Annotated in this window: 18 protein-coding genes and 2 tRNA genes; 7 read left to right on the top strand and 13 right to left on the bottom strand. The window is 46.9% G+C overall.

All coding sequences use genetic code 11. From position 1 onward, the window contains the following. Positions 1 to 153: 153 nt before the first annotated feature. Together ACYVD4_RS29710 and ACYVD4_RS29705 are read right to left on the bottom strand one after the other, a co-directional pair. Positions 154 to 239 (bottom strand) — tRNA-Leu (locus tag ACYVD4_RS29710). Between the two features lie 72 nt (positions 240 to 311). Then, a tRNA-Gly gene (locus tag ACYVD4_RS29705) sits at positions 312 to 384 on the bottom strand. A gap of 746 nt (positions 385 to 1130) precedes the next feature. Here ACYVD4_RS29705 and ACYVD4_RS29700 point away from each other — a divergent pair. Continuing rightward, on the top strand, positions 1131 to 1478 hold the full coding sequence (locus tag ACYVD4_RS29700; RefSeq protein ID WP_460951822.1) for a DoxX family protein: 348 nt from the start codon (positions 1131 to 1133) through the stop codon (positions 1476 to 1478). 3 nt (positions 1479 to 1481) lie between these two features. On the opposite strand, the gene ACYVD4_RS29695 is transcribed toward ACYVD4_RS29700, so the two are convergent. The 4 genes from ACYVD4_RS29695 to ACYVD4_RS29680 form a co-directional block, all read right to left on the bottom strand. After that, positions 1482 to 3263: a glycoside hydrolase family 9 protein gene (locus ACYVD4_RS29695; RefSeq protein WP_460951819.1), complete on the bottom strand. Its 1782-nt coding sequence runs from the start codon at positions 3261 to 3263 to the stop codon at positions 1482 to 1484. A gap of 127 nt (positions 3264 to 3390) precedes the next feature. Continuing rightward, positions 3391 to 5436, bottom strand: coding sequence for a transketolase (tkt, locus tag ACYVD4_RS29690; RefSeq protein WP_460951817.1), 2046 nt, complete (start codon positions 5434 to 5436; stop codon positions 3391 to 3393). 170 nt (positions 5437 to 5606) lie between these two features. Beyond that, positions 5607 to 6890 carry a Gfo/Idh/MocA family protein gene (locus ACYVD4_RS29685; RefSeq protein WP_460951815.1) on the bottom strand — a complete coding sequence of 428 codons (1284 nt, stop codon included), beginning with the start codon at positions 6888 to 6890 and terminating at the stop codon, positions 5607 to 5609. Positions 6891 to 7043: 153 nt separating this feature from the next. Then, complete coding sequence (locus tag ACYVD4_RS29680; protein ID WP_460951814.1) at positions 7044 to 7592, bottom strand: RNA polymerase sigma factor; 549 nt, start codon at positions 7590 to 7592, stop codon at positions 7044 to 7046. 358 nt (positions 7593 to 7950) lie between these two features. Between ACYVD4_RS29680 and ACYVD4_RS29675 the strand changes: the two genes are divergently transcribed. Further along, positions 7951 to 8778 (top strand): alpha/beta hydrolase, encoded by an 828-nt coding sequence (locus ACYVD4_RS29675; protein ID WP_460951813.1) that lies wholly within the window; start codon positions 7951 to 7953, stop codon positions 8776 to 8778. A 43-nt stretch (positions 8779 to 8821) separates the two neighbouring features. Here the strand turns inward: ACYVD4_RS29675 and ACYVD4_RS29670 are convergent, their stop codons facing one another. Continuing rightward, positions 8822 to 9895 carry a helix-turn-helix transcriptional regulator gene (locus tag ACYVD4_RS29670; RefSeq protein WP_460951812.1) on the bottom strand — a complete coding sequence of 358 codons (1074 nt, stop codon included), beginning with the start codon at positions 9893 to 9895 and terminating at the stop codon, positions 8822 to 8824. 363 nt (positions 9896 to 10258) lie between these two features. Next, positions 10259 to 10381 (bottom strand): hypothetical protein, encoded by a 123-nt coding sequence (locus ACYVD4_RS29665; RefSeq protein ID WP_460951810.1) that lies wholly within the window; start codon positions 10379 to 10381, stop codon positions 10259 to 10261. A 158-nt stretch (positions 10382 to 10539) separates the two neighbouring features. Here ACYVD4_RS29665 and ACYVD4_RS29660 point away from each other — a divergent pair, with 158 nt between their 5' ends. Then, positions 10540 to 11646, top strand: coding sequence for a slipin family protein (locus ACYVD4_RS29660; protein WP_460951809.1), 1107 nt, complete (start codon positions 10540 to 10542; stop codon positions 11644 to 11646). A 46-nt stretch (positions 11647 to 11692) separates the two neighbouring features. Next, positions 11693 to 13219 (top strand): RtcB family protein, encoded by a 1527-nt coding sequence (locus ACYVD4_RS29655; protein ID WP_460951808.1) that lies wholly within the window; start codon positions 11693 to 11695, stop codon positions 13217 to 13219. A gap of 149 nt (positions 13220 to 13368) precedes the next feature. Here the strand turns inward: ACYVD4_RS29655 and ACYVD4_RS29650 are convergent, their stop codons facing one another. From ACYVD4_RS29650 to ACYVD4_RS29630, 5 genes are all read right to left on the bottom strand, one after another. Then, positions 13369 to 13746 (bottom strand): hypothetical protein, encoded by a 378-nt coding sequence (locus ACYVD4_RS29650; RefSeq protein ID WP_460951807.1) that lies wholly within the window; start codon positions 13744 to 13746, stop codon positions 13369 to 13371. Between the two features lie 39 nt (positions 13747 to 13785). Next, positions 13786 to 14730, bottom strand: coding sequence for an extracellular catalytic domain type 1 short-chain-length polyhydroxyalkanoate depolymerase (locus tag ACYVD4_RS29645; RefSeq protein WP_460951806.1), 945 nt, complete (start codon positions 14728 to 14730; stop codon positions 13786 to 13788). 139 nt (positions 14731 to 14869) lie between these two features. Then, a complete protein-coding gene (locus tag ACYVD4_RS29640) occupies positions 14870 to 15670 on the bottom strand; it encodes a LytR/AlgR family response regulator transcription factor (protein ID WP_460951805.1) in 801 nt (266 codons plus the stop codon). Further along, the gene (locus ACYVD4_RS29635; RefSeq protein WP_460951803.1) at positions 15670 to 16701 is read right to left on the bottom strand and encodes a sensor histidine kinase; all 1032 of its coding nucleotides are present in this window, start codon (positions 16699 to 16701) and stop codon (positions 15670 to 15672) included. The genes ACYVD4_RS29640 and ACYVD4_RS29635 overlap by 1 nt, the downstream gene beginning before the upstream one ends. Before the next feature lie 1132 nt (positions 16702 to 17833). Beyond that, positions 17834 to 18241 carry an Hsp20/alpha crystallin family protein gene (locus tag ACYVD4_RS29630; RefSeq protein WP_460951801.1) on the bottom strand — a complete coding sequence of 136 codons (408 nt, stop codon included), beginning with the start codon at positions 18239 to 18241 and terminating at the stop codon, positions 17834 to 17836. Positions 18242 to 18525: 284 nt separating this feature from the next. Between ACYVD4_RS29630 and hemC the strand changes: the two genes are divergently transcribed. The 3 genes from hemC (at position 18526) to ACYVD4_RS29615 (ending at position 21217) form a co-directional block, all read left to right on the top strand. Then, positions 18526 to 19452 carry a hydroxymethylbilane synthase gene (gene hemC, locus ACYVD4_RS29625; RefSeq protein ID WP_460951800.1) on the top strand — a complete coding sequence of 309 codons (927 nt, stop codon included), beginning with the start codon at positions 18526 to 18528 and terminating at the stop codon, positions 19450 to 19452. Then, positions 19449 to 19883, top strand: a complete 435-nt coding sequence (locus tag ACYVD4_RS29620) for a GNAT family N-acetyltransferase (RefSeq protein ID WP_460951799.1) — start codon at positions 19449 to 19451, stop codon at positions 19881 to 19883. The genes hemC and ACYVD4_RS29620 overlap by 4 nt, the downstream gene beginning before the upstream one ends. Before the next feature lie 119 nt (positions 19884 to 20002). Continuing rightward, positions 20003 to 21217 (top strand): ABC transporter permease, encoded by a 1215-nt coding sequence (locus ACYVD4_RS29615; RefSeq protein WP_460951798.1) that lies wholly within the window; start codon positions 20003 to 20005, stop codon positions 21215 to 21217. The last annotated feature ends 67 nt before the right edge of the window (positions 21218 to 21284 follow it).

Genomic DNA, 21284 nt, shown 5'->3' with positions numbered 1-21284 from the left:
ACGCGCTTTGGTCAAATGCTCAAACTTAGAACAATAGAGTCCTTCCCACAATTTTTTGTATTGAATCAGAAATACCGTAAAACAACAAAAGCACTAATTATTAGTGCTTTTGTTGTTTTACGGTATTTCTGATTTCCCTTTTTGAGGGTCTTGTACCAGGAGCGGGAATCGAACCCGCACGGCCCGTAAGGACCACAGGATTTTAAGTCCGGCGCGTCTACCTGTTCCGCCATCCCGGCAAGCCATGTCTATAGCTAACTAATAGTACAGACATTTACAAAAAAAGCACCAGAGTAGGTGCCTTTTCGTAGAGCGAAAGACGGGGTTCGAACCCGCGACCTCGACCTTGGCAAGGTCGCGCTCTACCAGCTGAGCTACTTTCGCGTTATTGATTCAACCTTGGTGGCGAATTGTGGATGCAAATTTAGAGTTTTTTTTTCTCTTGTCAAGTATAAAGCCAAAAAAAATATCAGATCCGTATGGTGTTGTCAGTATTTTAGTGAGAATCCCCAAAGCTGAATGAATTTCGAGCAGGCACCTCATGGCTACCGACTTTAAACAAGAAAGCCCTTGTGCAGGCATTGACAAAGTTATGATTGATAAATGAGTTATCGAATATCCAGTTGACATAGAAGCGTCGTTAAGTAGGCTTCGTTTCCAGCAGTTTTCTTGACTTTACGCTTCAATCTCATCTTGGCCGCACCTGCTTAAGCTAACTTACCACCGGTGCTCCCGCTCAAACCAGGCAGCTACTTAGTCGTATAACTCGTCCTGATTCGCTTTCAAGACAATCAGATAGTCCGTTTTTCTATCACCTGCCTGTTCACTGATCGTTTTTTCCATCCAATTGCATCAATACTCACCGCACGCGATCATTTCAAAAAAAGCATTTTCTGGTTCAAGTTAGTGCCTTGAAAGTCGGTTTTCGAAGATGAGCCCGAACCGATTGAAATTATTCGCAAATGATTAGCTTTTATCCCTTAAATCTGGCCTATCTACGGCTTTTTCATTCGAAATATATCCTGAAAGCTTTGTGTGAGCTTTCTTCCTACATAAGCAATCCGCAAATCAATATAGCTCGAATTTGTGTTCATGGTTTACGATATGCATTCAGACAGATTTTGTAAACCATGAACACCATCAGCCTTTACGTTCAGGCTTTTCTTTATATCGTTGCTGGGATCAATCATTTTCTTAGCCCCAAAATGTATCTGGCTATTATGCCGCCCTATATTCCGGCCCACTCGTTGATGGTTAAACTGAGCGGATTAGCAGAGGTAATTTTAGGCATTGGCCTGCTCTTTCCGGTAACGCGGTCGTTATCAGCCTGGGGAATTATGCTACTACTCGTCGCAGTTTTTCCCGCCAATGTGTATATGGCTATGTCGAACCGCTTTCGGAAATTCCCGGCTTTGCTACGTTGGTTACGACTTCCTTTACAGGTTATTCTGATCTGGTGGGCTTATCAATTTACATAATGCCTATTTCGTTTGCAGGGCTTCCAGCGCAGCGGCCAGATAGACCATTGGAGCGTTCCAGTTAATAGCAATTTCGTTCGAAGCGTAAGAACACGTAGCATCGATAAACGTCTCATCGGGCGAGGTAGCTCGATAACCAGGGCACTTATCCTGCCGGGGCGCATTGCCGTTAGGCCCACCCGATAATAGACCCGGAACAGGCTCTGCTACGTTATCGGCTTCTGATGGGCGATGGTGCGGATGCATTACCTGTCTATGCCCAAAATCGGTTAAAAAGCAATAACCCGTAGCGTTACGTCCGAGCAGGTAATCAAGATTTCCGATAGCACGTTGCAGATAACGGGCATCTTTGGTTAGCCGATAAGCTTGTAACAAAGCAATACCTTGGTTGGCCGCAACAGAACTACTCCCCCAAATATAATCGCTGGCCGAGCATCCCATTACTGTTCCATAGGGCTGTTTATCAACTCCATCCAATAACTTATTACTAAATTCGACCAGTTGTTTTTTGATCTGATCAACGTCTTTCTTCGAAGCGGGTGTTAACTGATCAGCAAAGCGAGCCAGCGTATAATAACCCAACAAACGCACCTGATTCCAGCTCGGCAGCGGCATTTTTTCGTCGGGAATAAGCTTAGTATCGGCAAGGTATTTATCCTCTTTCGTTGTGGTGTATAACTCCGCAGCCGCCCATATCCACTCATCGTTGGCGCTACGGTCGCCGTAGTCGCCCGTTACTACGTCGGGGTCGAATTGAGTGTTCATCTCATTTTGTCGATAAAGCGCGTCGGGGTGTTGTTTCGCCCATTGCCACGCTTTCACAGCGGCAGTCTGACAGGAATCAGCCAAATCGGGTAAGTCTTTGTTAAAGGCACGTAACACCCGACTGGCCTGTGCCATTACAGCCGCAAAGTCGAGTGCAGCCGTAACGCTTTTCTGAACAACGTAACGGTCATTTGTGGCTTTATGGGGCATCACCATCCCATCGAATCGGGCATTGGTTAGTTTATGATAAACACCGCCATCGGCCGGGTCTTGCATCGTATGCATCCAGCGAAGATTCCAGAGCACCTCATCCAGTAAATCAGGAATAGCGTTACCTGTTTCGGGTATGTTGGTACTGAACGTAGTAAAGTACGCCGGATGGTCTTCATAGAGCGACAGCAACGTAGCGACGGTAATACCTGAGTTGACAATGTATTTGTTATAATCGCCCGCATCGTACCAACCTCTGGGTGATGAAATGGTCGTTCCGGCAGGACGTGTGGCCGAAGCCGCCGACGGATGAATCAGCACGTGTGTATCAGGATGGCCCGCTGGCCGATGCCATTTCCCGGCATATTTTTCTGGAAGTTCGGTCGATACGCGTTGGTAATAAAAGCCTCTGAGTGCGCCAATCGCTACGTTGCGGTGAATATTCGGTTCAATACGAAATGAATAGGATTGGCCAATTTCCGGAATCGTGACCACATACGTACCGGATTTTTGAAAGGCCGAGAAGTCAGCCAGTCGAGTCGTTTTACCAGAACCAGCTTTTCGAGTTTCGCCAAGTTTACCCGTAAAAACTATTTTTTTTCGATCAGACGTAGCAATCTGGAATGTTTTTGGTTGGGCCGTACTACCCGAGTCAACAACAAGCACCGCTATTTTGGTAGATTTCGGATAAAAACCAATCTGATTCAGCCGAATAGCTTCGGTAGCAGATTGTCCCTTTACTAACTGACAGTCAAACAGCAAAAGCGTAGCAAATAATAGCGGTAGAAAAATAATGAGCAGGCGATTCATAAAACGTAATACGTAGCGATTAATGAGCAGGAATAGCTATAAAGTTCGATCAAAAGCTAGTTTTACTTACTAGAGAATTCCCTACAAAAAAATAGCCCGACCAACGTATTGACCGGGCTTACTAATTCTACGACAACACTTCTTTCTTTTTGCTTTCTTCGGGCTGGCCTTTTAGCACCGATTTCGCTTTTTTCACTACGTTATCCACTGTAAAGCCAAAGTACTCCATTACCTCTTCGCCCGGCCCCGACAAGCCGAAACTATTCATACCGAGCACCGTGCCTTCGTCAGTTACGTATTTATGCCAGCCGATAGGCGTACCCGCTTCAACGGCTAATCGCTTTTTCAGATTGGGTGGCAATACTTTTTGCTTATACATATCAGATTGTTTCTCAAACAACTCCCAGGAAGGCATACTAACAACTCGCGCCGAAATTCCCTGCTTTTTGAGTTCGATTTGTGCATCCAGCACCAACGATATTTCAGAACCCGTAGCGATCAGAATCAGCTCAGGTTCGCCATCAGCTTCGCTCAGAATATAGGCTCCTTTTTCCACTCCTCGCGCCGATTCATATTTACTCTGGTCGAGAACGGGCAATTTCTGACGGCTTAGAATCAGCACAACGGGTGTTTTGGGTTGCTGCATAGCCACACGCCACGCTTCAACGGTTTCGTTGGCATCGGCCGGACGTATCACAATAATGTTCGGAATGGTACGTAGCGCTACAACCTGTTCAACGGGCTGGTGCGTAGGGCCATCTTCGCCCAGACCAACGCTGTCGTGCGTAAAAACAAACGTTGCCGACGATTCTGCCAGAGCAGTCAGGCGAATAGCTCCCCGCATATAGTCGGAGAAATTCAGGAACGTACCGCCATACGGATGAATACCGCCATGTTGTGCCATACCGTTCAATGCCGCGCCCATCGCGTGTTCGCGCACACCGAACCAGATATTCGAATTTCCGTAACTGCCCGGCTGGAAACTAACATCGCCCTTCGTAGGCATATCGTTGGAAGAAGCCAGATCAGCAGAACCACCAAACAATGAAGGAACTCGCTGCTTTAGGGCTGTCAACGCTTTACCCGATGCCTGTCGGGTTGCCAAGGGGCCATCTTCGGGTTTGAACGTCGGCAAATCTTTGTCCCAATCGGCTGGAAGTTTACCTACAAACGACCGACTGAAATCATCAGCTTCTTCCGAAAACTGCTCTTTATACGTAGCAAACTGTTTTTTCCATTCAGCCTGCGTTTCAGCTCCACGTTTGCCGAGTTCATGCAGATGCTCTTTTACGTCGGCCGGTATCACAAACGATTTGTCGGGGTCCCAACCGAAAAACTCTTTCGTTTTCCGAACATTCTCCTCACCTAGCGGACTACCGTGGACCTTACTCGTACCTTCCTGCGGGCTTCCATAGCCGATAATGGTGCGTACTGAAATAATCGACGGTCGTTCGGTTTCGTCCTGCGCGGCACGAATCGCCTGTTCGATTGCTTCCAGATCGTTGCCATCTGCTACGTGCTGAACGTGCCACCCATAGGCTTCGAAACGAGCCATCCGATCTTCGGTAAACGCCAGATTCGTCGGGCCATCCAGCGAAATCAGATTATCATCGTAGAGATAGATCAGCTTACCCAGTTTGAGGTGGCCAGCCAATGAAGCCGCTTCCGACGCAATGCCTTCCATCAAATCACCATCGCTCACAATGGAATACGTGTAATGATCGACAATTGAATGATCTTCCTTGTTATACGTAGCGGCCAGAAAAGCTTCGGCCATTGCCATACCTACACCATTGGCAAAACCCTGCCCGAGTGGTCCTGTTGTTACCTCTACGCCCGGTGTCAGATTCGATTCGGGATGGCCGGGTGTTTTGGAATGTAGCTGCCGAAAGTTTTTTAGATCGTTCAGCGACAGATCATAGCCATACAAGTGCAACAGGCTATACAACAAGGCAGAACCGTGCCCTGCCGATAATATAAATCGGTCACGGTTGGGCCATTCCGGATCGTTTGGGTTGAAGCGCAAAAAGCGCGACCAGAGCACATAGGCCATTGGCGCAGCGCCCAAGGGTAAGCCCGGATGCCCGGAATTTGCTTTCTGAACCGCATCGACCGATAAAAGTCGGATCGTATCGATGCTACGTTGGTCGAGGTCTTTCGAAGTCCCGCTCATAGTTATTACGTTGTACGATTACAGGCCATCCGAATTAAAACAGCCTGAAACTTAATTAGACGCACGTAGCAAGCCTACTCCAGCAAATGCAGACTGGAAAAGACAGCTACTTTAAGGAATAACTATTGAGAACGCGAAGCGGCCTGAAAATTAATCAGTTTTTATAGCACCTATAGTAAGTCCCACTCTTTTCGATACGGACGAGATAACAACGCGTTGGCTTCGGAGTTGTGTCTGAATTTTTCCTTCCGAGCGTTCCATTCCAGCGGTTGGCCCAATCGGTACGAAATCAGGCCCAAGTGCATAGGCATTGTCATTTGCCGGGCGTAAGCCAGATTTGACTCAGGCTGTTTCCGCGATTTCACCGAATTAATGAAATTCTGCTGGTGCCCCGGCGAGCGTTCGATAGTAATCGGCACTTCGGCTACATCGGTCATTACAACGCCATTTATAGTGATTTCGCGGGAGCCGTAATCGCAGAGTAACGTACCTTTCTCTCCTTCGAAGTAAGCTCCAATACCTCGTTTTTCGGCACCCGGTACATTGGGAGGTGTGCTGGTCCAGTGTAGTTTCAACCCGTCGAATTCGTAGTCAATATCGATCCACTTGGGCGCATCGCCGATACCTTCGGGTGTTTCGCCTTTGGCCGAAATGCGTTTGAGACCAGTCGGGTTAATGGCCCACCACACTACGTCGGCAATATGGCACCAGAAATCCTGAAATACTCCACCCGAATAATCGAGGAAATAGCGATACGTAAAATGACAGCGTTCGGGTGTATAAAGCGACGTTGGAGCAGGCCCCTGCCACATATCCCAATTCAACGTAGCGGGTGGTGTTTGGTAATTGGCGGGCCCTAGTACGGGCGGAAATCCGGTTTTCCAGAGACGTACCGTATGTACTTTACCGATAACCCCCGACTTGATGATTTCGACAACACGGTGATAATTGTCGCCCGCGTGAATCTGCGTACCTAATTGAAAAATCCGGTCGTAACGATTGAGGGCTTTCAGCATCTTCTGGCCTTCACGCACGCTATATGACAAGGGTTTTTCGCCATATACATCCTTACCGGCCTGAAACGCCATAATGGCAATTTGTGCGTGCCAATGGTCGGGCGTAGCGCACGTAATGGCGTCGATGTCGTTACGGTCGAGGATATGGCGAAAATCGGCGTAGGTTTTGGCAGTGGCGTCGGGATGAATACCTTTTAACGTAGCAAGGGCTTTGTCGAGGTGCGTCTGATCGAGGTCGCAAAGTCCTACTACGTCGACCTCCGGCAAATTGGCAAACCATTTCAGGTGATTGGTCCCCATACCGTTCAATCCGATATGTGCAACACGAACCTTGTCGCTGGGTGCGACTTTACGTTTCATACCCGGAAACAAAGCCATGCCAAGTGCGGCAGTGCTGCTCTGCTTCAGAAAATCCCGACGATTAACCTGATGTATCATGAGATGGAGGGCCAATAGATTTGCTAGAAATCAAAAGGAAAAGCCCCAACTCATTTACCCGTTTTTTGGAAAGCAGACCGTAACAATACAGAATGCCCTTGAAAGGGCATCTGAATTCTCAAAAAGATGATGCACTTATGTCAGATTTTACAATCAGGCCTGATATTGCCCACACAACTGCTGTACTTTTTCCCGCGTACGCTTCAGTCGCATTTTCACCGCACTGGGTTTGAGGTTGTACTGTTCTGCAATTTCATCGATACTTAACCCCTCTTCATATTTAAGCTCCAGCAGCGTACGTTCATTGTCCGACAATTTGCCGATGGCAATATTTACAAGTTGAAGCGAGTCTTCGTGAAGCTGTGCTGATTCACGCTCAGACTCATCATATTCATAATCGCTCTCGATCGAACCAAACTGGATTCGCTTCGCCATTCTCAGTTGGTCGGAGCAGTAATTATAGGCTATGGAGTAAAGCCAGGTAGAAAAACTTGAGCGTTGCTGGAAGGCATCGAGCTTGTTGAATACCTTCAGGAAAATATCCTGTGTAAAATCCTCCGCTTGCAACGAATCTTTTGTCATTGACAGGCAGCGTCGATATACTTTATTCACATAGCGCGTATAAAGAGCTTCGAAACACTGATCTGGCTTTGTAGGGAGATATTCCCGAATCACTTCTTCATCGGTTAATCTGACCTTCATGGATTAGTACGTTTTTAAGGTTAGTTCAAGTTTACAAAATAAATAAAATAGCTCTTATGAATACTCCTTCAAGTTAGAAAAAGGCTAAATAAGGCACTAAAAATATATTAAACGGTGCATTCCTAACAAATCTTATTTACTTTCAACGGCAAAAAGGCAAGAGAATTTAACTTTTTTGCGTAAACATATTACTATTTCCGTTATATACTTAAAAGTAAGATTTGTAATTTTCGGGCAATTTAGACAAACCTAAAAATTGTATTTTTACGTTGTCAAGCCTTTTGGCGAATTTAACGTAACCTATCGTTTACTTCCAAAACTTTGCACGTATATATTTTCAAAAAAATTAATAACTAACATGCGTCTATTCCACTTTTTGTTTTATACTCTCCTTTTATTCGCATCAGATTGGACTTATGCAGCTAAAGTTGATACGGTTGATACGTATAGTTCATCTATGAAAAAAACGATCAAGGCTGTAATCATGACGCCCGATTCGTATACAACCGGGGCTGAATTTCCAGTCGTCTATTTACTTCACGGCTACAGCGGTAACTACGGTGACTGGGCCAAAAAATCAACCAATGTCAGTCGGTTAGCCGATACGCACCAACTCATCATTGTTTGCCCGGATGGTAACTTTGGGAGCTGGTATTTCGATAGCCCCGTCGACCCTTCGTTTAAATACGAAACTTACGTAGCCAACGAACTGGTGCCGTGGGTCGATAGCCGGTATAAAACCATAAAAAATCGTCAGGGGCGCGCTATTACGGGCTTAAGCATGGGCGGACATGGAGCGTTATATCTGGCTTTCCGCCATCAGGATGTATTTGGCGCAGCGGGCAGTATGAGTGGTGGTGTTGATATCCGTCCTTTTCCAAACAACTGGGACATGGCCAAGCGTCTCGGCACTTACGCACAGAATCCAGAGCGTTGGGAGCAAAGTACGGTCATCAACTTACTCCACCTTCTGACACCCGGTGCGCTGGCTTTGATCATCGATTGCGGCACCGAAGATTTCTTTTTCAGGGTTAACAACAACCTGCACGAGAAACTATTGGAACGTAACATTGCCCACGATTACATCACCCGCCCCGGCGGACATAACTGGCCTTACTGGAACAACGCCGTTACGTATCAACTCCTGTTTATGCGCCAGTTTTTCGACCGCCCCGAACGTAAGTAAGACGAATTTCTTTAACCCCACGGCAGCTGCCTTGGGGTTTTTACTACGTATCAGTTTGCAACGTATCGTCATAAGCACGTAGGCCGATTTGCAAACGCTGGCGAATAGTGTTACGTATACGTGGCGGATCGAGCACGGTCATACAGTCGCCGAAGCTTAGAATTTCGCGTTCCAGTTCAAAGTTGTGCTGTACACGAAGCTGAATTACAATACCTTCGGGTGTTCGTTCCAGCACCTGCTGCGATGGGTGAAGCGGCTTGGTTTCTACATACGGAGCATGATGGCTCGTAACGAATATTTTCACAGGAACAGCTCGTAAGGTCGGACTAACCGTTGCACCTATTACGTCCCGATAATATACGTCCGGATCAATACGGCTGGGCGTGTAATCAAGTTTAGTTGCCGGTTCGATACGTAGCATTCGGTCGAGCGCCAGATTGAGGATTTGCTCTTTTCCATGACATACGCCCACCGCAAACCAGCGATTTTTATACTCTTTCAACCACCAGACATGGAAAGGTAACGTTTGCGGTTGCCGTGCCGAAAACGACTGGTATTGAATCAGAAGCGGCTGTTTCTGAATAACTGCCTGATATAGATCATCGAGCAGGTGTAGCCCTTTCAGGTTTTCATTTTTCTCGAAATCAATAACGGGCACCGATTTCTGAGCCGTTGAATAAACGTAGTCCTCCAGCTTCTGAACAACTTCGTTCAAGGCCGTAAAATGGGAGAATCCTTTAAACTGCTTCAATACGTCCACCGCTTCGTTCATGCGTGATAGGTCACCATCCGATAACGGAATATTAGTGATGCTGTACGTTGGGTCTTCGTAGGTGTAATATTTTTTATCGACCACAATAATCGGCGCAAAATACCCCAGCTTATCGCTTCGCATTAGTTGCAAATCGGCCTGAACAGTACGTCGGCTAATTCCTTTATCGATGCCTTCATATTCATAAAGTGCATCCGACACTTTTTCAATTAAATCCTCAAGCGTCCATTTGCGTTGTCGATTCCGCAAACAGGCATCCAGCGTTTTATAACGTATCAGCGCGTTTCTATTGGCAGGCATAAAGAAAGAAGTAAGCCCCGACAGGCTCTGGACGCTTCGGGGCATTCAAAAAACTAGTTTCCCGAAAAATTCTGAAAATTTTTCCAACTACGCAAAAACACTGCGCAGTTGCCTGTAACCTTTGTAGCGATGGAAGCGACGATGATCAAACCAGATGCGGGTTTCTGTATAGCCCCATAGTATCGCAGCCACTGGCTGAAATCGATATGCTGTTGATGTCGCGCGTTTTTGTCTACCATAATCTGTGAGTCGGAGGTTCGATTCCTTCTTCGAAAGAATAGCTCAGTTGGGTAGAGCAACAGACAAATGCAGGTTCGAATCCTGCTATCAACCTCAAAAGTTGATCCATTGGTTGGGAAGAGGCCACTTCTAAAAAGGCCACCAGACGATGTAAAAATCAGTCAGGAGCTATCTGGTTACGGAACAGGTTCGCCCAGAACGTAACGATTTAGCCTGAGCCAGCAAGTCGATACCGCGTTTGTCGGGCGTGCGTTGCTTCTGATTAAGCATTTGGGTTAAATTCTTATTCATGCTCTCGCTCAACGAGATGTGAGTAGGTTCAGGCCCGAATCCTTTCTCCGAACCAACGTACCGAAGCCTTCGCCAACCGACTTCCGCCTTGGTTAAATGGATAGTTCCGAGCTGATTTCATCAAAAAAAATACCATATACCACAAACCAGTTAACGCAATGAGAACTGTACGCATCCTGGCTCGTCAAATCGGGCTTTTGTTCAAACATGGCACTTTCAAAAAAATCCTTTCGGAGGGCAACCACTGGATATGGAGCAATGAAAGCATTTATGTCTACAATCAGGGAGATCAACTACAGACACTCCCTTGCGATCTTTCGGTATTACTATCGTATCCGGAGGTGGCTGATTTGCTGGATGTTATCGACGTAAAAGAAGGCGAAATTGCGCTTCAGTACGAACAGGGTATTTTTCAGACAATTCTGACAAAACGGCGCTGGGCTTACTGGAAAGGCGTAAAACAATACGAATACATTAAGGTAGATACCACTCAGCTCGACATTCCGGCTTCGGTCGATTTGGCCGCGCTGATGCCCAACCCGTTGTCGGCTTATGTACGTACTTACGCGGTCGAAGCGCACGAGCAGGGCGTTTTATTTATCGACTGGAAATTTGAGCGGGTGCTCTCGGCTGGTACGTATCACTGGTGGAAAAACAACACGCCAGTTCACGTAGTAAAGGTCGATACGCGCCAGCAGCAGATGGAAGTGTCGGGTCAGGAAATCCTGACGAGAGACAAAGCGTCTCTGCGACTGAGCTTCTTTGTGCAGTATCAGGTGGAGGACGTAGTGAAAGCGCTGGTCGAGAACAAAGAGTACGACAAACAGCTTTACGTAGCGATTCAGTTGGCACTACGTGAATACATTGGAGGTCTAACGCTTGACGAGCTTCTCGACAAAAAAGGCGAACTAGCTCCCTACGTAGTAAATGCTACGTCGGCCAAAGCTGCTGAGTTGGGCGTTACGCTACGTAACGGTGGTGTGCGCGACATCATTCTGCCGGGCGATATGCGTGATATTATGAATCAGGTTTTGATGGCTGAAAAGAAGGCACAGGCCAACAGCATCATGCGTCGGGAAGAAACGGCATCGACACGAAGCCTGTTGAACACCGCCAAACTAATGGAAGACAACGAGATGCTCTGGAAATTGAAAGAGATGGAATACGTCGAAAAAATCGCGGACAAAATCAGCACAATTTCCGTCTCAAACGATGGTTCTATGGTCGATCAGTTAAAACAACTGTTCGTTCGGGGCCGTAACTAATCAAAACGCGGCTGGACTGGACCACCAGTCCGGCCGCACTATTACTATGGAAACACAAATTTTAATCGACGATATTTTACAGCTTGGGGCAATTCCTGCGCATTTACACGACGCTTTTTTACGAGTTGCGAACGGGTTAATCAACCGAGCCGACTACCCGAAAGAAAAAGCGATGGGTTTGCTGGCGCAGGTGCTTCAGAACCCGAAGAAATTCGCTTACTCAAAAACCAAAGTCACGAATCTGGCGAAGGCGATTTATGACCTGAACAAACAGGGGATTGCGGTACCTTTGAGCGAAACGGGTGTTACGTTCCTGCCGCCACCACCCGCTCCTTATGTATTGACTACCAACGAGAAGCAGTCGCAACAGGAGTTTGCGCTACGTTCAGAAACATTGCCGTACGCGATTTTCGGACGTGAGCATATTGAAGAAGGCGCGTTGAAACAAATGGAAACGGCGGCAAGCTTACCCATTTCGGTAGCGGGAGCCCTTATGCCAGATGCACATCAGGGCTACGGCTTACCGATCGGTGGCGTACTGGCTACAGAACCGAACACCGTAATTCCCTTTGCCGTAGGTGTCGATATTGCCTGCCGCATGTGCCTGTCGGTCTTTGATTTACCACCTGCCTTTATGAAACGGGAGCCTCATCTGCTGAAAAAAACGCTGGTGGAACAGACCAAGTTTGGTATGGGTGGCGAAACGCGTGAAAAATTTGATGAGAGCGTCATGGATTTACCCGAATGGCAGGCCACCAAGATCATCCGCGACCTGAAAGATAAAGCCTACCGGCAACTTGGAAGCTCAGGAACGGGTAACCATTTTGTGGAATGGGGTATTGTTGAAGTCTATGAGCCTGATGCGCAATTAAACCTGCCGCCGGGCGAATATCTGGCGTTACTTTCTCACTCTGGTTCGCGCGGATTTGGGGCTAACGTAGCAAATTACTATTCGAAGCTTGCCATGCAGAAAACCCGACTGCCCAAACAGGCAGCGCATCTGGCATGGCTCGACCTCAACACCGAAGAAGGACAGGAATACTGGATCGCCATGAATCTGGCGGGTGAATACGCGTCGGCCAATCACCACGAAATTCACAACAAGATCGCCAAATTGCTACGTGAAAAGCCGCTGGTGATGATTGAGAATCACCACAATTTTGCGTGGAAAGAAAAACTGGCCGACGGGCGCGACGTAATCGTTCACCGCAAAGGGGCTACGCCCGCCGGAGCCGACGTACTGGGTATTATTCCCGGTTCGATGACGCATCCGGGATTCGTGGTACGTGGTCGGGGTTTTGCGGATTCGTTGAACTCGGCTTCGCACGGAGCCGGACGAGTGATGTCGCGGACACAGGCATTCAATAACATCACGCGGTCGCAGTTGAACAAGGCTCTTCAAGAAGCTGATATCCAGCTTATTGGCGGTGACCTTGACGAAGCACCGATGGTTTACAAAAACATCGAAACCGTTATTGGTGCTCAAAGTGATCTGGTGTCAGTACTGGCGAAATTCACCCCAAAAATCGTTCGAATGGCCGATGCCAATCGGAAAGAAGGGCGAGAAGATTAAAGACGAGTCTTATACCATTTTCAGATAGTTATTGGGTATATCTGAAAACAGTCTTAGTTGATTCGTTGAGTTTTATAAAAACAAAATCTATTAAACTTTGTCATTTCTCTCTTTGGTCGAAATGACAAAGTTTAACATCAAATTTCTCACTATAACTTTCTACGGCTTTTGCGCATGTTGTTGCGCATTTCTTCTTTAATCGCTTCGTACTGTTTGTATTGGTCGCTACGTAGGGCCGCCTTCATTTCCTTATCTTTATCGCTCATAATCGACCGGACCTGACGTAGGGTTTTTAGGTTGCGGCCACCATTTTCCAGCAGCGGCTGGTTTTTCTGGGCGTATTTCAGATTAATAGCTGCTACGTTCTTTTCCTGATCGGGCGATAAGTTCAGTGCTTCTTTCATTCGGGCCGTTTGCCGATTGGCTCGTTCTTCGGGTGTTCCAACTTCGCGTTGTTGCGCAAAGGAACCCATCGACAACAGACTCAAAAAAACGACCATGACAACATTCACTACGTTGATTTTCATAGCATTACTACGTTTTTTGGTTTATACATTTGAATTGACTTAGGGACGGGAATGGCTTTTGAAAAAATCCCAGATGATGTCGTTGTTTATAAAGGCTTCAGACGGCGGGTCACCAATCCGACGAGCACCTTTGTTGCCACCCGGCCAGGAATGCCCACCATCGGACGTCAGATAATACTGTATCGCTACGTTATCCTGACAGGAATTCCATTGATAAACCGTGTATTTGTCGGCTGATTTGGCCACTGGCTTCAGCGGCTTACATTGCGCCAATTGGGCAAAAACGGTTAAGGTGCTATCTACCGATGCATTCCATTGTCCGTTGAGGCTTCTAGCTCCAACCCCTCCCGCGTATGGTACATGCTGATCTTTTTCGGAGTGAATATGTAGAATTGGCATCAATCGGGATGGCTTGCAGGCGGTTTGAAGCTGCATGGTTCCGGCATTGGCGGCAATAGCAGTTAGTTTCTCCGATAATTCACAAGCCAGCCGATAACATAACATGGCCCCATTGGAATGCCCTGTTGCATACACCCGTTTTTCATCGACCTGATACGTAGCACTCAGCTTATCAATCAGTTGACGAATAAATCCAACATCGTCGATACGTTGCGTTGAAGCAGCCTGACCGCAACAGGCACCCGCACTCCAGGTTCGTAAACGTAGTATTCCCGGATTCTGAACACCATCTGGATAAACGACAATGAACCCTTCCCGATCCGCTTTCTCGTTCCATTTCGATTGATTCGCAAACTGTTGTCCGCTTCCTCCGCCCCCATGCAAGGCAATGACCAGAGGCAATCGTTGTTTTTGGGCATCATACTGGGGCGGCAAATGAATCAGGCTGGTACGTAGCAGGCCATTGTGCTGTACCGTATCGCGTATATCCGTTGCAACGGCAGCGAGTGGCCGGAGCAGTATTGCCGAAAGTAGCCATGCAACGGTCAGCAGCCTGTGATTACACACAAATTGTAGATCAATCATCGGAGGAATCGCTGGTATCCGTTTATTTACCAAAGCGATGATGCAAACCTACAAACCGAGAAGTGTGATGACTGGAAAACCGATGCGAAGACGAGAGATTGGCCGGTAAAACCGCCAGCAAAGGCAGTGAAGTTTGCGTTTAAAATGATTCCATCCACTTTTTGAACAACGTAACGCGATCTTTGCTAATCAATACCAGGCCCGAAGCAGTTGGCTGAAGTTTTAGTTGCAGGCGCCCATTGAAGTAAAATTCAGCTTCGAGAATGCTGCTTCGGGAAACGATAACCTGCCGATTTGCCCGAAAGAACTGCTGCGGATCGAGTTGGGTTTCCAGTTCCTCCAGCTTCAATTCGATTGGGTAACTGATGCTACGTCGGTCGGTGGTTCGGCGTTCTGCTACGTAGCTATGGAGCGTTGCCGACACCACACCCCCTTCAATCGAAAAATACGCTACGTCTGCTACGTTTATCGGCAGCAGTTTATCCCGAAACTGGATCAGGAAACTTTGTCGATACGTTCGCGGAAGAAATTCACGGGCATTCAGCAAAGCTTGCATTTGCCGCACGAGTTCGTCGGAAGCCGGTCGTGCCAGTGAGCGGTATTTTTGCAGACTTGCTTCAAGGGCTTCGGTTTCAATCGGTTTTAGCAGATAATCGATGCTGTTCAGTTTGAAAGCCCGGATAGCGTATTCGTCGTAAGCCGTTGTAAAAATGATTGGACAGAGAACCGCTACGTTCTCCAGCAGCGAAAACGACAGCCCGTCGGCCAGTTGTATATCCGAAAAAATAAGGTCGGGCGTTGGTAGTTGTGGCCAGCGTGCTTTCCCATCTTCCACACTATCCACAACGCCCAATACCGTCAATGATGGTTCTATCTCCCGAAGTAGTGCGGTTAGGTGATTGGCTGCGGTACGCTCATCTTCAATAATCAGAATACGCATCAGGAAAAAGGAATGATAGGTAGGTGCACACGAAATTCCATATCGGTACGACCGATTTTTATTGATTTTCCGGTCAATAACCGAAAGCGATTATCCAGGTTCGCCAAACCACTACCCGTCCCCTCAACCGCTTCGTTTTTAGGATGATACGTATTAACAACAACAATGCAACTGGCCTGCTCATCAACCAGAAGCTGGATATTGAGTGGACGACTGGTCGAGACAATGTTGTGTTTTACCGCGTTCTCAATCAGCACCTGCAACGACATGGGCGGAAGTTTCCATGGAGCCTGTTCGGGCAATTTATTTTCGATGCGCAGATTATCGGCGTAGCGAATCAGCAGCAAGTAAGAATAGGCTTGTGTAAACTTGATTTCTTCGGCAAATGGAACCAGTGTTTGTTGCTGAACCTGTAACGAATACCGGAGCACCTGCGACAGTTTGGCCAGATAGTGCTGGCTTTTTGTGCCACCTTCGCGAATCAGCGAACTCAGTGCATTGAGGGAATTGAACAAAAAATGCGGATTGAGCTGGGCCCGTAGCGCGTCGAGCTGTGCCTGTAAACGCTGTTGTTTCAGTTGGTCATTTTCGGCCTGCATGAGTCGATTTTCCTGTAAGACGGCTAGAAAATTGGCGACCAGCAAGGCCGTGACCCAGACGAAAAAGCCCCGAAAATAGGAGGTAATAATCACCAGCAAGGCCCGTTCAGGGAACCACAATAAGGCAATAGCTGCAAACAGACCCGTAATTAGCACAAACAGCAGAAAATTGACGCCATACCAGCCCAATAAATTGAGTTGCGGACGATACCGTTTGTGAAGCAGTACGTAGCGATTCAGTTCGATAACAAAAAACGTGAATCCAAAGTGAAACGCCATCCGGCTTAGCGACCAGCCGACATCCGGTATACCCGGCACCAACCCCCAGCGCGACCGTGTTGTCAGCGCAACCAGTGGCAGATTTACCAAGACAGCTACCAGCAGCGAAGCAATCAGGGCAATCTGTCGCCAAGAAAAACGAATATTCATCATCTAAAGTAAACATGAACGTTCATGTTTATTATTTTAGAAACAGACGGCTTCAGTTTGTAAAAATGCAAACGGTCCATATAGGCCCGATTTGCACTATTTCTAGAGGATTTGTATAACTAATCTTATGTAAAGAGAATAAACTAATATTGCCTAGTTCAAATGTGTTTCTGCCTGTGTCGAAAAAATACAACAAGTATGAAGACATTAACAATCGATTTAGTAATAATTCGATTGTTAAAAAATTGACAATAGTCATTGGGACGGCTTTCTTATTATGGATGCCTGCTGATTGTGTTTACACCATTTATAAGAATGAAGTTCGACATTCTGCTTTAACCGGAAAAAAGCTTCGCACTAGAGCAGTTGTAATCAATACGAAGAATTTCTTCGGGAATAGTCCCGTTTCTCATGAGTTCTCATATTCATACAGGTTTGAAGTTAACAGTAAGTATTATGAAGGGGATACTCGTGACGCCAGCTATCATATAGGAGACTCTATTGAAATTGAGTACGTACCTAGCAATCCCAGTTATAATCAACCTGTCGCCAAGAGTGAATAGCTGTTGTATAAGTGCGTTTATGATAACCTAAGCGCTTTTCAGCCTGTCAAGAATAAGATAATTGAATAGCATCTGGAGCACAAAAACACAGAGTATTTCAATTAGCCGAATACGCATTCCTATGAAACCGAACGAGTGAACCCCAACAGTATCGAAGTAGGCTTCTGCAAACATTAGCAAAATAGGGGTAAATATCAAAAACACGGAAGCTATAGGAAAGACTATAACGGCCAATCTTTTAAAGAGCCCAAGTTGACTAGGCTTTAAGAAATAGCCACAGAGTAAGTTGATTGCTATTTGTGAGACAATAAATAGGCCCCAAGTCTTCATTATCCGTGTTGTATAATCTGTTTTATGTTAACTATATCTAAAAGTAGGTCACTGTGGTTAGCTACTGAAAGTTTCCAATATAAGGTTCGTTTATGCTGACGAAAGAATGTGAAGCTGTAAAAGTTGGCTGTAAGGGTGTCAAATTGGGCAGTAAAACAAAAAGCCGCTTTCGTAAAAGCGGCTTCGCAATCATCTATAGGTAACAGGGCAATCAACACCCCGGAAGGAAATAATGTACTCTTTTACTCAAAGAGATTTTTAATATCGATTCGCCGGTGTAGCTGTTCTTCATCTTTGAAAGGCAACACAACGCGAACTTTTCCGTGTTCATGCTCTGCTTCAATCTGATCGGCATCCACAAATGATGGGATATCGAGAACCCTTAAGAACATCGGTACAGCTAGCCGTTGACTATGACCGTCCTCTTCGAGGCTCAATGTGCTGACCAGCAGCGTGTATACTATTAGCTTGTTACCTTCGACCAGTACGTTGAAGGAATTTGCCTTTACGCCGGGGGCCACCAGGGTAATAATCAGGCGTTCCCCTTCACGTTCTACGTTCATAGTTGTTTGACTTGAACCACCGTAGAGCGTGTTTAGCAGGTCAATCTGCCCGCCTGTTCCCTGAAACACATTTTCTATCGCTTTCATAGTGGAGTGTTTTTTTAGTGGAGAGTTGTTTACTGTTCGTTGGTATATAGACAAAGGTCGTGCCTAAAGGTTTAACCGGCTTTTTTCCGCCAGCCTGTCATACAAAAACGGCCTTTAATGCCTATTTGACACACTTTTACGCCATTTTTAGCGATTTTTAACAAACACGTATGCCAAAAGTGGATTGTTGCTTTTTTGGGCCTGAATGTGGCCGTCTTTCTACACCTATTCTCAACAGCACTACGTAGTTAAAGCTGATTTTCCTGCTGTATCTTTGCTGTATCATGCATATTCGAATTGGAACACGAAGCAGTCGGTTAGCCGTTTGGCAGGCTGAATACATACAGCAGTTATTGCAGCAGGGTAACGTAACGTCGGAATTAGTATTTATTGAAACCAAAGGCGACGTAGTACTCGACCGATCACTGGCGAAGATTGGCAGCAAAGGCGTTTTCACGCAGGAACTTGAAGATCAGCTTCGGGAAGGACGTATCGACATTGCGGTTCATAGCGCCAAAGATTTGCCCTCTACGCTCCCGTCTGACCTCGACATTATTGCGTTTACTGAGCGCGAACAGGCCAACGACGTACTGGTTAGCCGGAACAAATCACTTTCATTAACCAGTGGAGACGTTTTCCGCATTGGTACGTCATCGACGCGCCGGGTGGCCATGCTACGTCATTATTGCCCGCATCTGACCACGGTCGATATGCGCGGGAACCTTCAGACACGTATTCGGAAGCTCGATGAAGGCCAATGTGATGCGCTTCTGCTGGCTTACGCGGGTGTGCATCGGATGGAATATGACGATTTAATTGTGGAGCTACTTCCTATCGATCAGTTTATTCCTGCCGTTGGTCAGGGCAGCGTAGCAATTGAGGTTGCTACGTCGCTAGATGAACCGCTACGTCATACCATTACACAACTTATTAACCACGAGCCTACAGCCGCTTGCTTACGTGCCGAACGGGCTTTTCTGGCTCGGCTGGAAGGCGGTTGTAGTATTCCTTCGTTTGCACTAGCACATTGGGCCGATTCTGAAACCATCAGCCTGTCTGGAGGGCTTGTGAGTCTGGACGGTCGGCAGTTGATTCGCGAAACGGTTACGGGGACACCAGCCGAAGCAGCTCATCTGGGTTATAAACTGGCTACCAGCATTCTGGAATTAGGTGGGGGTACTATATTACAGGAAATCAGACAACAATTATGACGATCAAAATTGCCCAATCCGACGCCGATATTCAGCGCGCCATACCGGCTATGCTGGCGTTACGTTCGCACCTGACGCCCGAACTCGCTTTTGAGCGAATTCGTCAACAACAAGCCAGCGATAATTTTGTACTGGCGTTTGTTGATGAGGACGGTACGTCAGATTCTCCTGCTGTAGTTGGCTATCGCTACATGAATCTGTTATACAGCGGCAAAACGTTGTATATCGATGATTTGTCGACCTTAGCTGAAGCTCGTGGAAAAGGCTATGCCAGCGCCCTTCTCGATTTCGTGATTGACGAAGCAAAAAAAGCCGGTTGCCAGTGCGTATCACTCGATTCGGGTCAGAATCCAGCCCGCTACGACGCCCATCGCCTTTACCTCAACAAACGATTTAATATTGTCAGCCACCATTTTAAACTGGACCTGTGAATATGTGATGTATGATATATGAAATATGATGTAGTCTCTACAGATTACCTCTCATACACCATATATCATACTTCATACACCCTATCTCCTACATCTCCCTCATCACCCCTCTCTTCACAATGAATCTGTTTCGAATTAGTTGGAGTAATTTGAAAGACAAGCCGCTAAGCAGTTTTTTGAGCGGCCTGTTGATGACGTTTGGCATCACGATCATTTCGCTATTGCTGCTGCTCAACAAACAGCTCGACGATCAGTTCCGCCGGAATATCAAAGGAATTGACATGGTGCTTGGCGCAAAAGGCAGTCCGCTACAACTAATTCTGTCGAGCATTTACCAGATCGATTCGCCTACAGGAAACATTCCACTCGAAGAAGCCGAACGATTGACCCGGAATCCGATGATTAAAACGGCCATTCCACTGGCGATGGGGGATAGTTACCGGTCGTTTCGAATTGTGGGAACGAACAAACTTTACCTCGACCATTTTGGCGCAACGGTCGGTCAGGGCCAACTTTTCAAGGCACCACTGGAGGTTGTTGTTGGCCCGCGTGCGGCAGCGATTGCAGGGCTGAAACTGGGCGATTCATTTGCCAGTTCGCACGGATTAGATGGTGAAGGCGAAGAGCACGGTGATACCAAATACAAAGTGGTCGGTATTCTGAATCCGACCAATACGGTTACCGACCAGCTTATTCTGACTCCCGTTTCAAGTGTATGGGCGGTTCACGGTCACGAAGAACACCATGAAGAAGGGGAAGCGCACGAGGGCGAAGAACATGAGGAAGGGGAACCCCGTGAGATTACGAGTATGCTTATTAAATTCCGGAATCCGCTGGGTATGATGCTCGCTCGTGGTATCAATAGCAACTCAAAACTTCAGGCTGCTCTACCTAATATAGAAGTAAACCGCTTGTTTTCTTTGCTGGGTGTTGGCGTTGAAACGCTACGTGGTCTGGCTATCGTGATTATGCTTATTTCGGGAATCAGCGTATTTGTTTCGCTCTACAACTCACTAAAAGAACGACGTTACGAAATGGCGCTGATGCTTTCGATGGGCGCTACACGTTTACAATTATTTGGTATGCTTTTGCTGGAAGGGCTGGTACTGGCTATAATCGGTTTTGTGCTGGGCATTCTCCTGAGCCGTGTTGGGCTATGGCTCTTCTCAAACAGTGTTTCCGACGAATATCATTATAATCTGGCGGCATTTGGCATCCTTCCCGAAGAGTGGGCATTATTGGGCATTGCCTTATTGGTTGGTTTGCTAGCGGCTGCGCTGCCTGCGCTTGGTGTTTATCGGATGAATATCTCCCGAACGCTGGCCGAAGAATAATACGCTACGTTGCGTAGCATTCTACCAGTTCTGACAAGTTTCAACAAGCCGATTTTAGCCTTAAAAT

Source organism: Spirosoma daeguense (genome assembly GCF_054776875.1).
This window is presented reverse-complemented; position numbering and strand designations above follow the sequence as displayed.

Coding starts and splice junctions, on each gene's coding strand:
- ACYVD4_RS29700 (WP_460951822.1), top strand. CDS start 1,131: ATGAACACCATCAGCCTTTACGTTCAGGCTTTTCTTTATATCGTTGCT.
- ACYVD4_RS29680 (WP_460951814.1), bottom strand. CDS start 7,592: ATGAAGGTCAGATTAACCGATGAAGAAGTGATTCGGGAATATCTCCCT.
- ACYVD4_RS29635 (WP_460951803.1), bottom strand. CDS start 16,701: ATGATGAATATTCGTTTTTCTTGGCGACAGATTGCCCTGATTGCTTCG.
- ACYVD4_RS29650 (WP_460951807.1), bottom strand. CDS start 13,746: ATGAAAATCAACGTAGTGAATGTTGTCATGGTCGTTTTTTTGAGTCTG.
- ACYVD4_RS29655 (WP_460951808.1), top strand. CDS start 11,693: ATGGAAACACAAATTTTAATCGACGATATTTTACAGCTTGGGGCAATT.
- ACYVD4_RS29620 (WP_460951799.1), top strand. CDS start 19,449: ATGACGATCAAAATTGCCCAATCCGACGCCGATATTCAGCGCGCCATA.
- ACYVD4_RS29675 (WP_460951813.1), top strand. CDS start 7,951: ATGCGTCTATTCCACTTTTTGTTTTATACTCTCCTTTTATTCGCATCA.
- ACYVD4_RS29665 (WP_460951810.1), bottom strand. CDS start 10,381: ATGAATAAGAATTTAACCCAAATGCTTAATCAGAAGCAACGCACGCCC.
- hemC (WP_460951800.1), top strand. CDS start 18,526: ATGCATATTCGAATTGGAACACGAAGCAGTCGGTTAGCCGTTTGGCAG.
- ACYVD4_RS29640 (WP_460951805.1), bottom strand. CDS start 15,670: ATGCGTATTCTGATTATTGAAGATGAGCGTACCGCAGCCAATCACCTA.
- ACYVD4_RS29670 (WP_460951812.1), bottom strand. CDS start 9,895: ATGCCCCGAAGCGTCCAGAGCCTGTCGGGGCTTACTTCTTTCTTTATG.
- ACYVD4_RS29630 (WP_460951801.1), bottom strand. CDS start 18,241: ATGAAAGCGATAGAAAATGTGTTTCAGGGAACAGGCGGGCAGATTGAC.
- ACYVD4_RS29645 (WP_460951806.1), bottom strand. CDS start 14,730: ATGATTGATCTACAATTTGTGTGTAATCACAGGCTGCTGACCGTTGCA.
- tkt (WP_460951817.1), bottom strand. CDS start 5,436: ATGAGCGGGACTTCGAAAGACCTCGACCAACGTAGCATCGATACGATC.
- ACYVD4_RS29615 (WP_460951798.1), top strand. CDS start 20,003: ATGAATCTGTTTCGAATTAGTTGGAGTAATTTGAAAGACAAGCCGCTA.
- ACYVD4_RS29685 (WP_460951815.1), bottom strand. CDS start 6,890: ATGATACATCAGGTTAATCGTCGGGATTTTCTGAAGCAGAGCAGCACT.
- ACYVD4_RS29695 (WP_460951819.1), bottom strand. CDS start 3,263: ATGAATCGCCTGCTCATTATTTTTCTACCGCTATTATTTGCTACGCTT.
- ACYVD4_RS29660 (WP_460951809.1), top strand. CDS start 10,540: ATGAGAACTGTACGCATCCTGGCTCGTCAAATCGGGCTTTTGTTCAAA.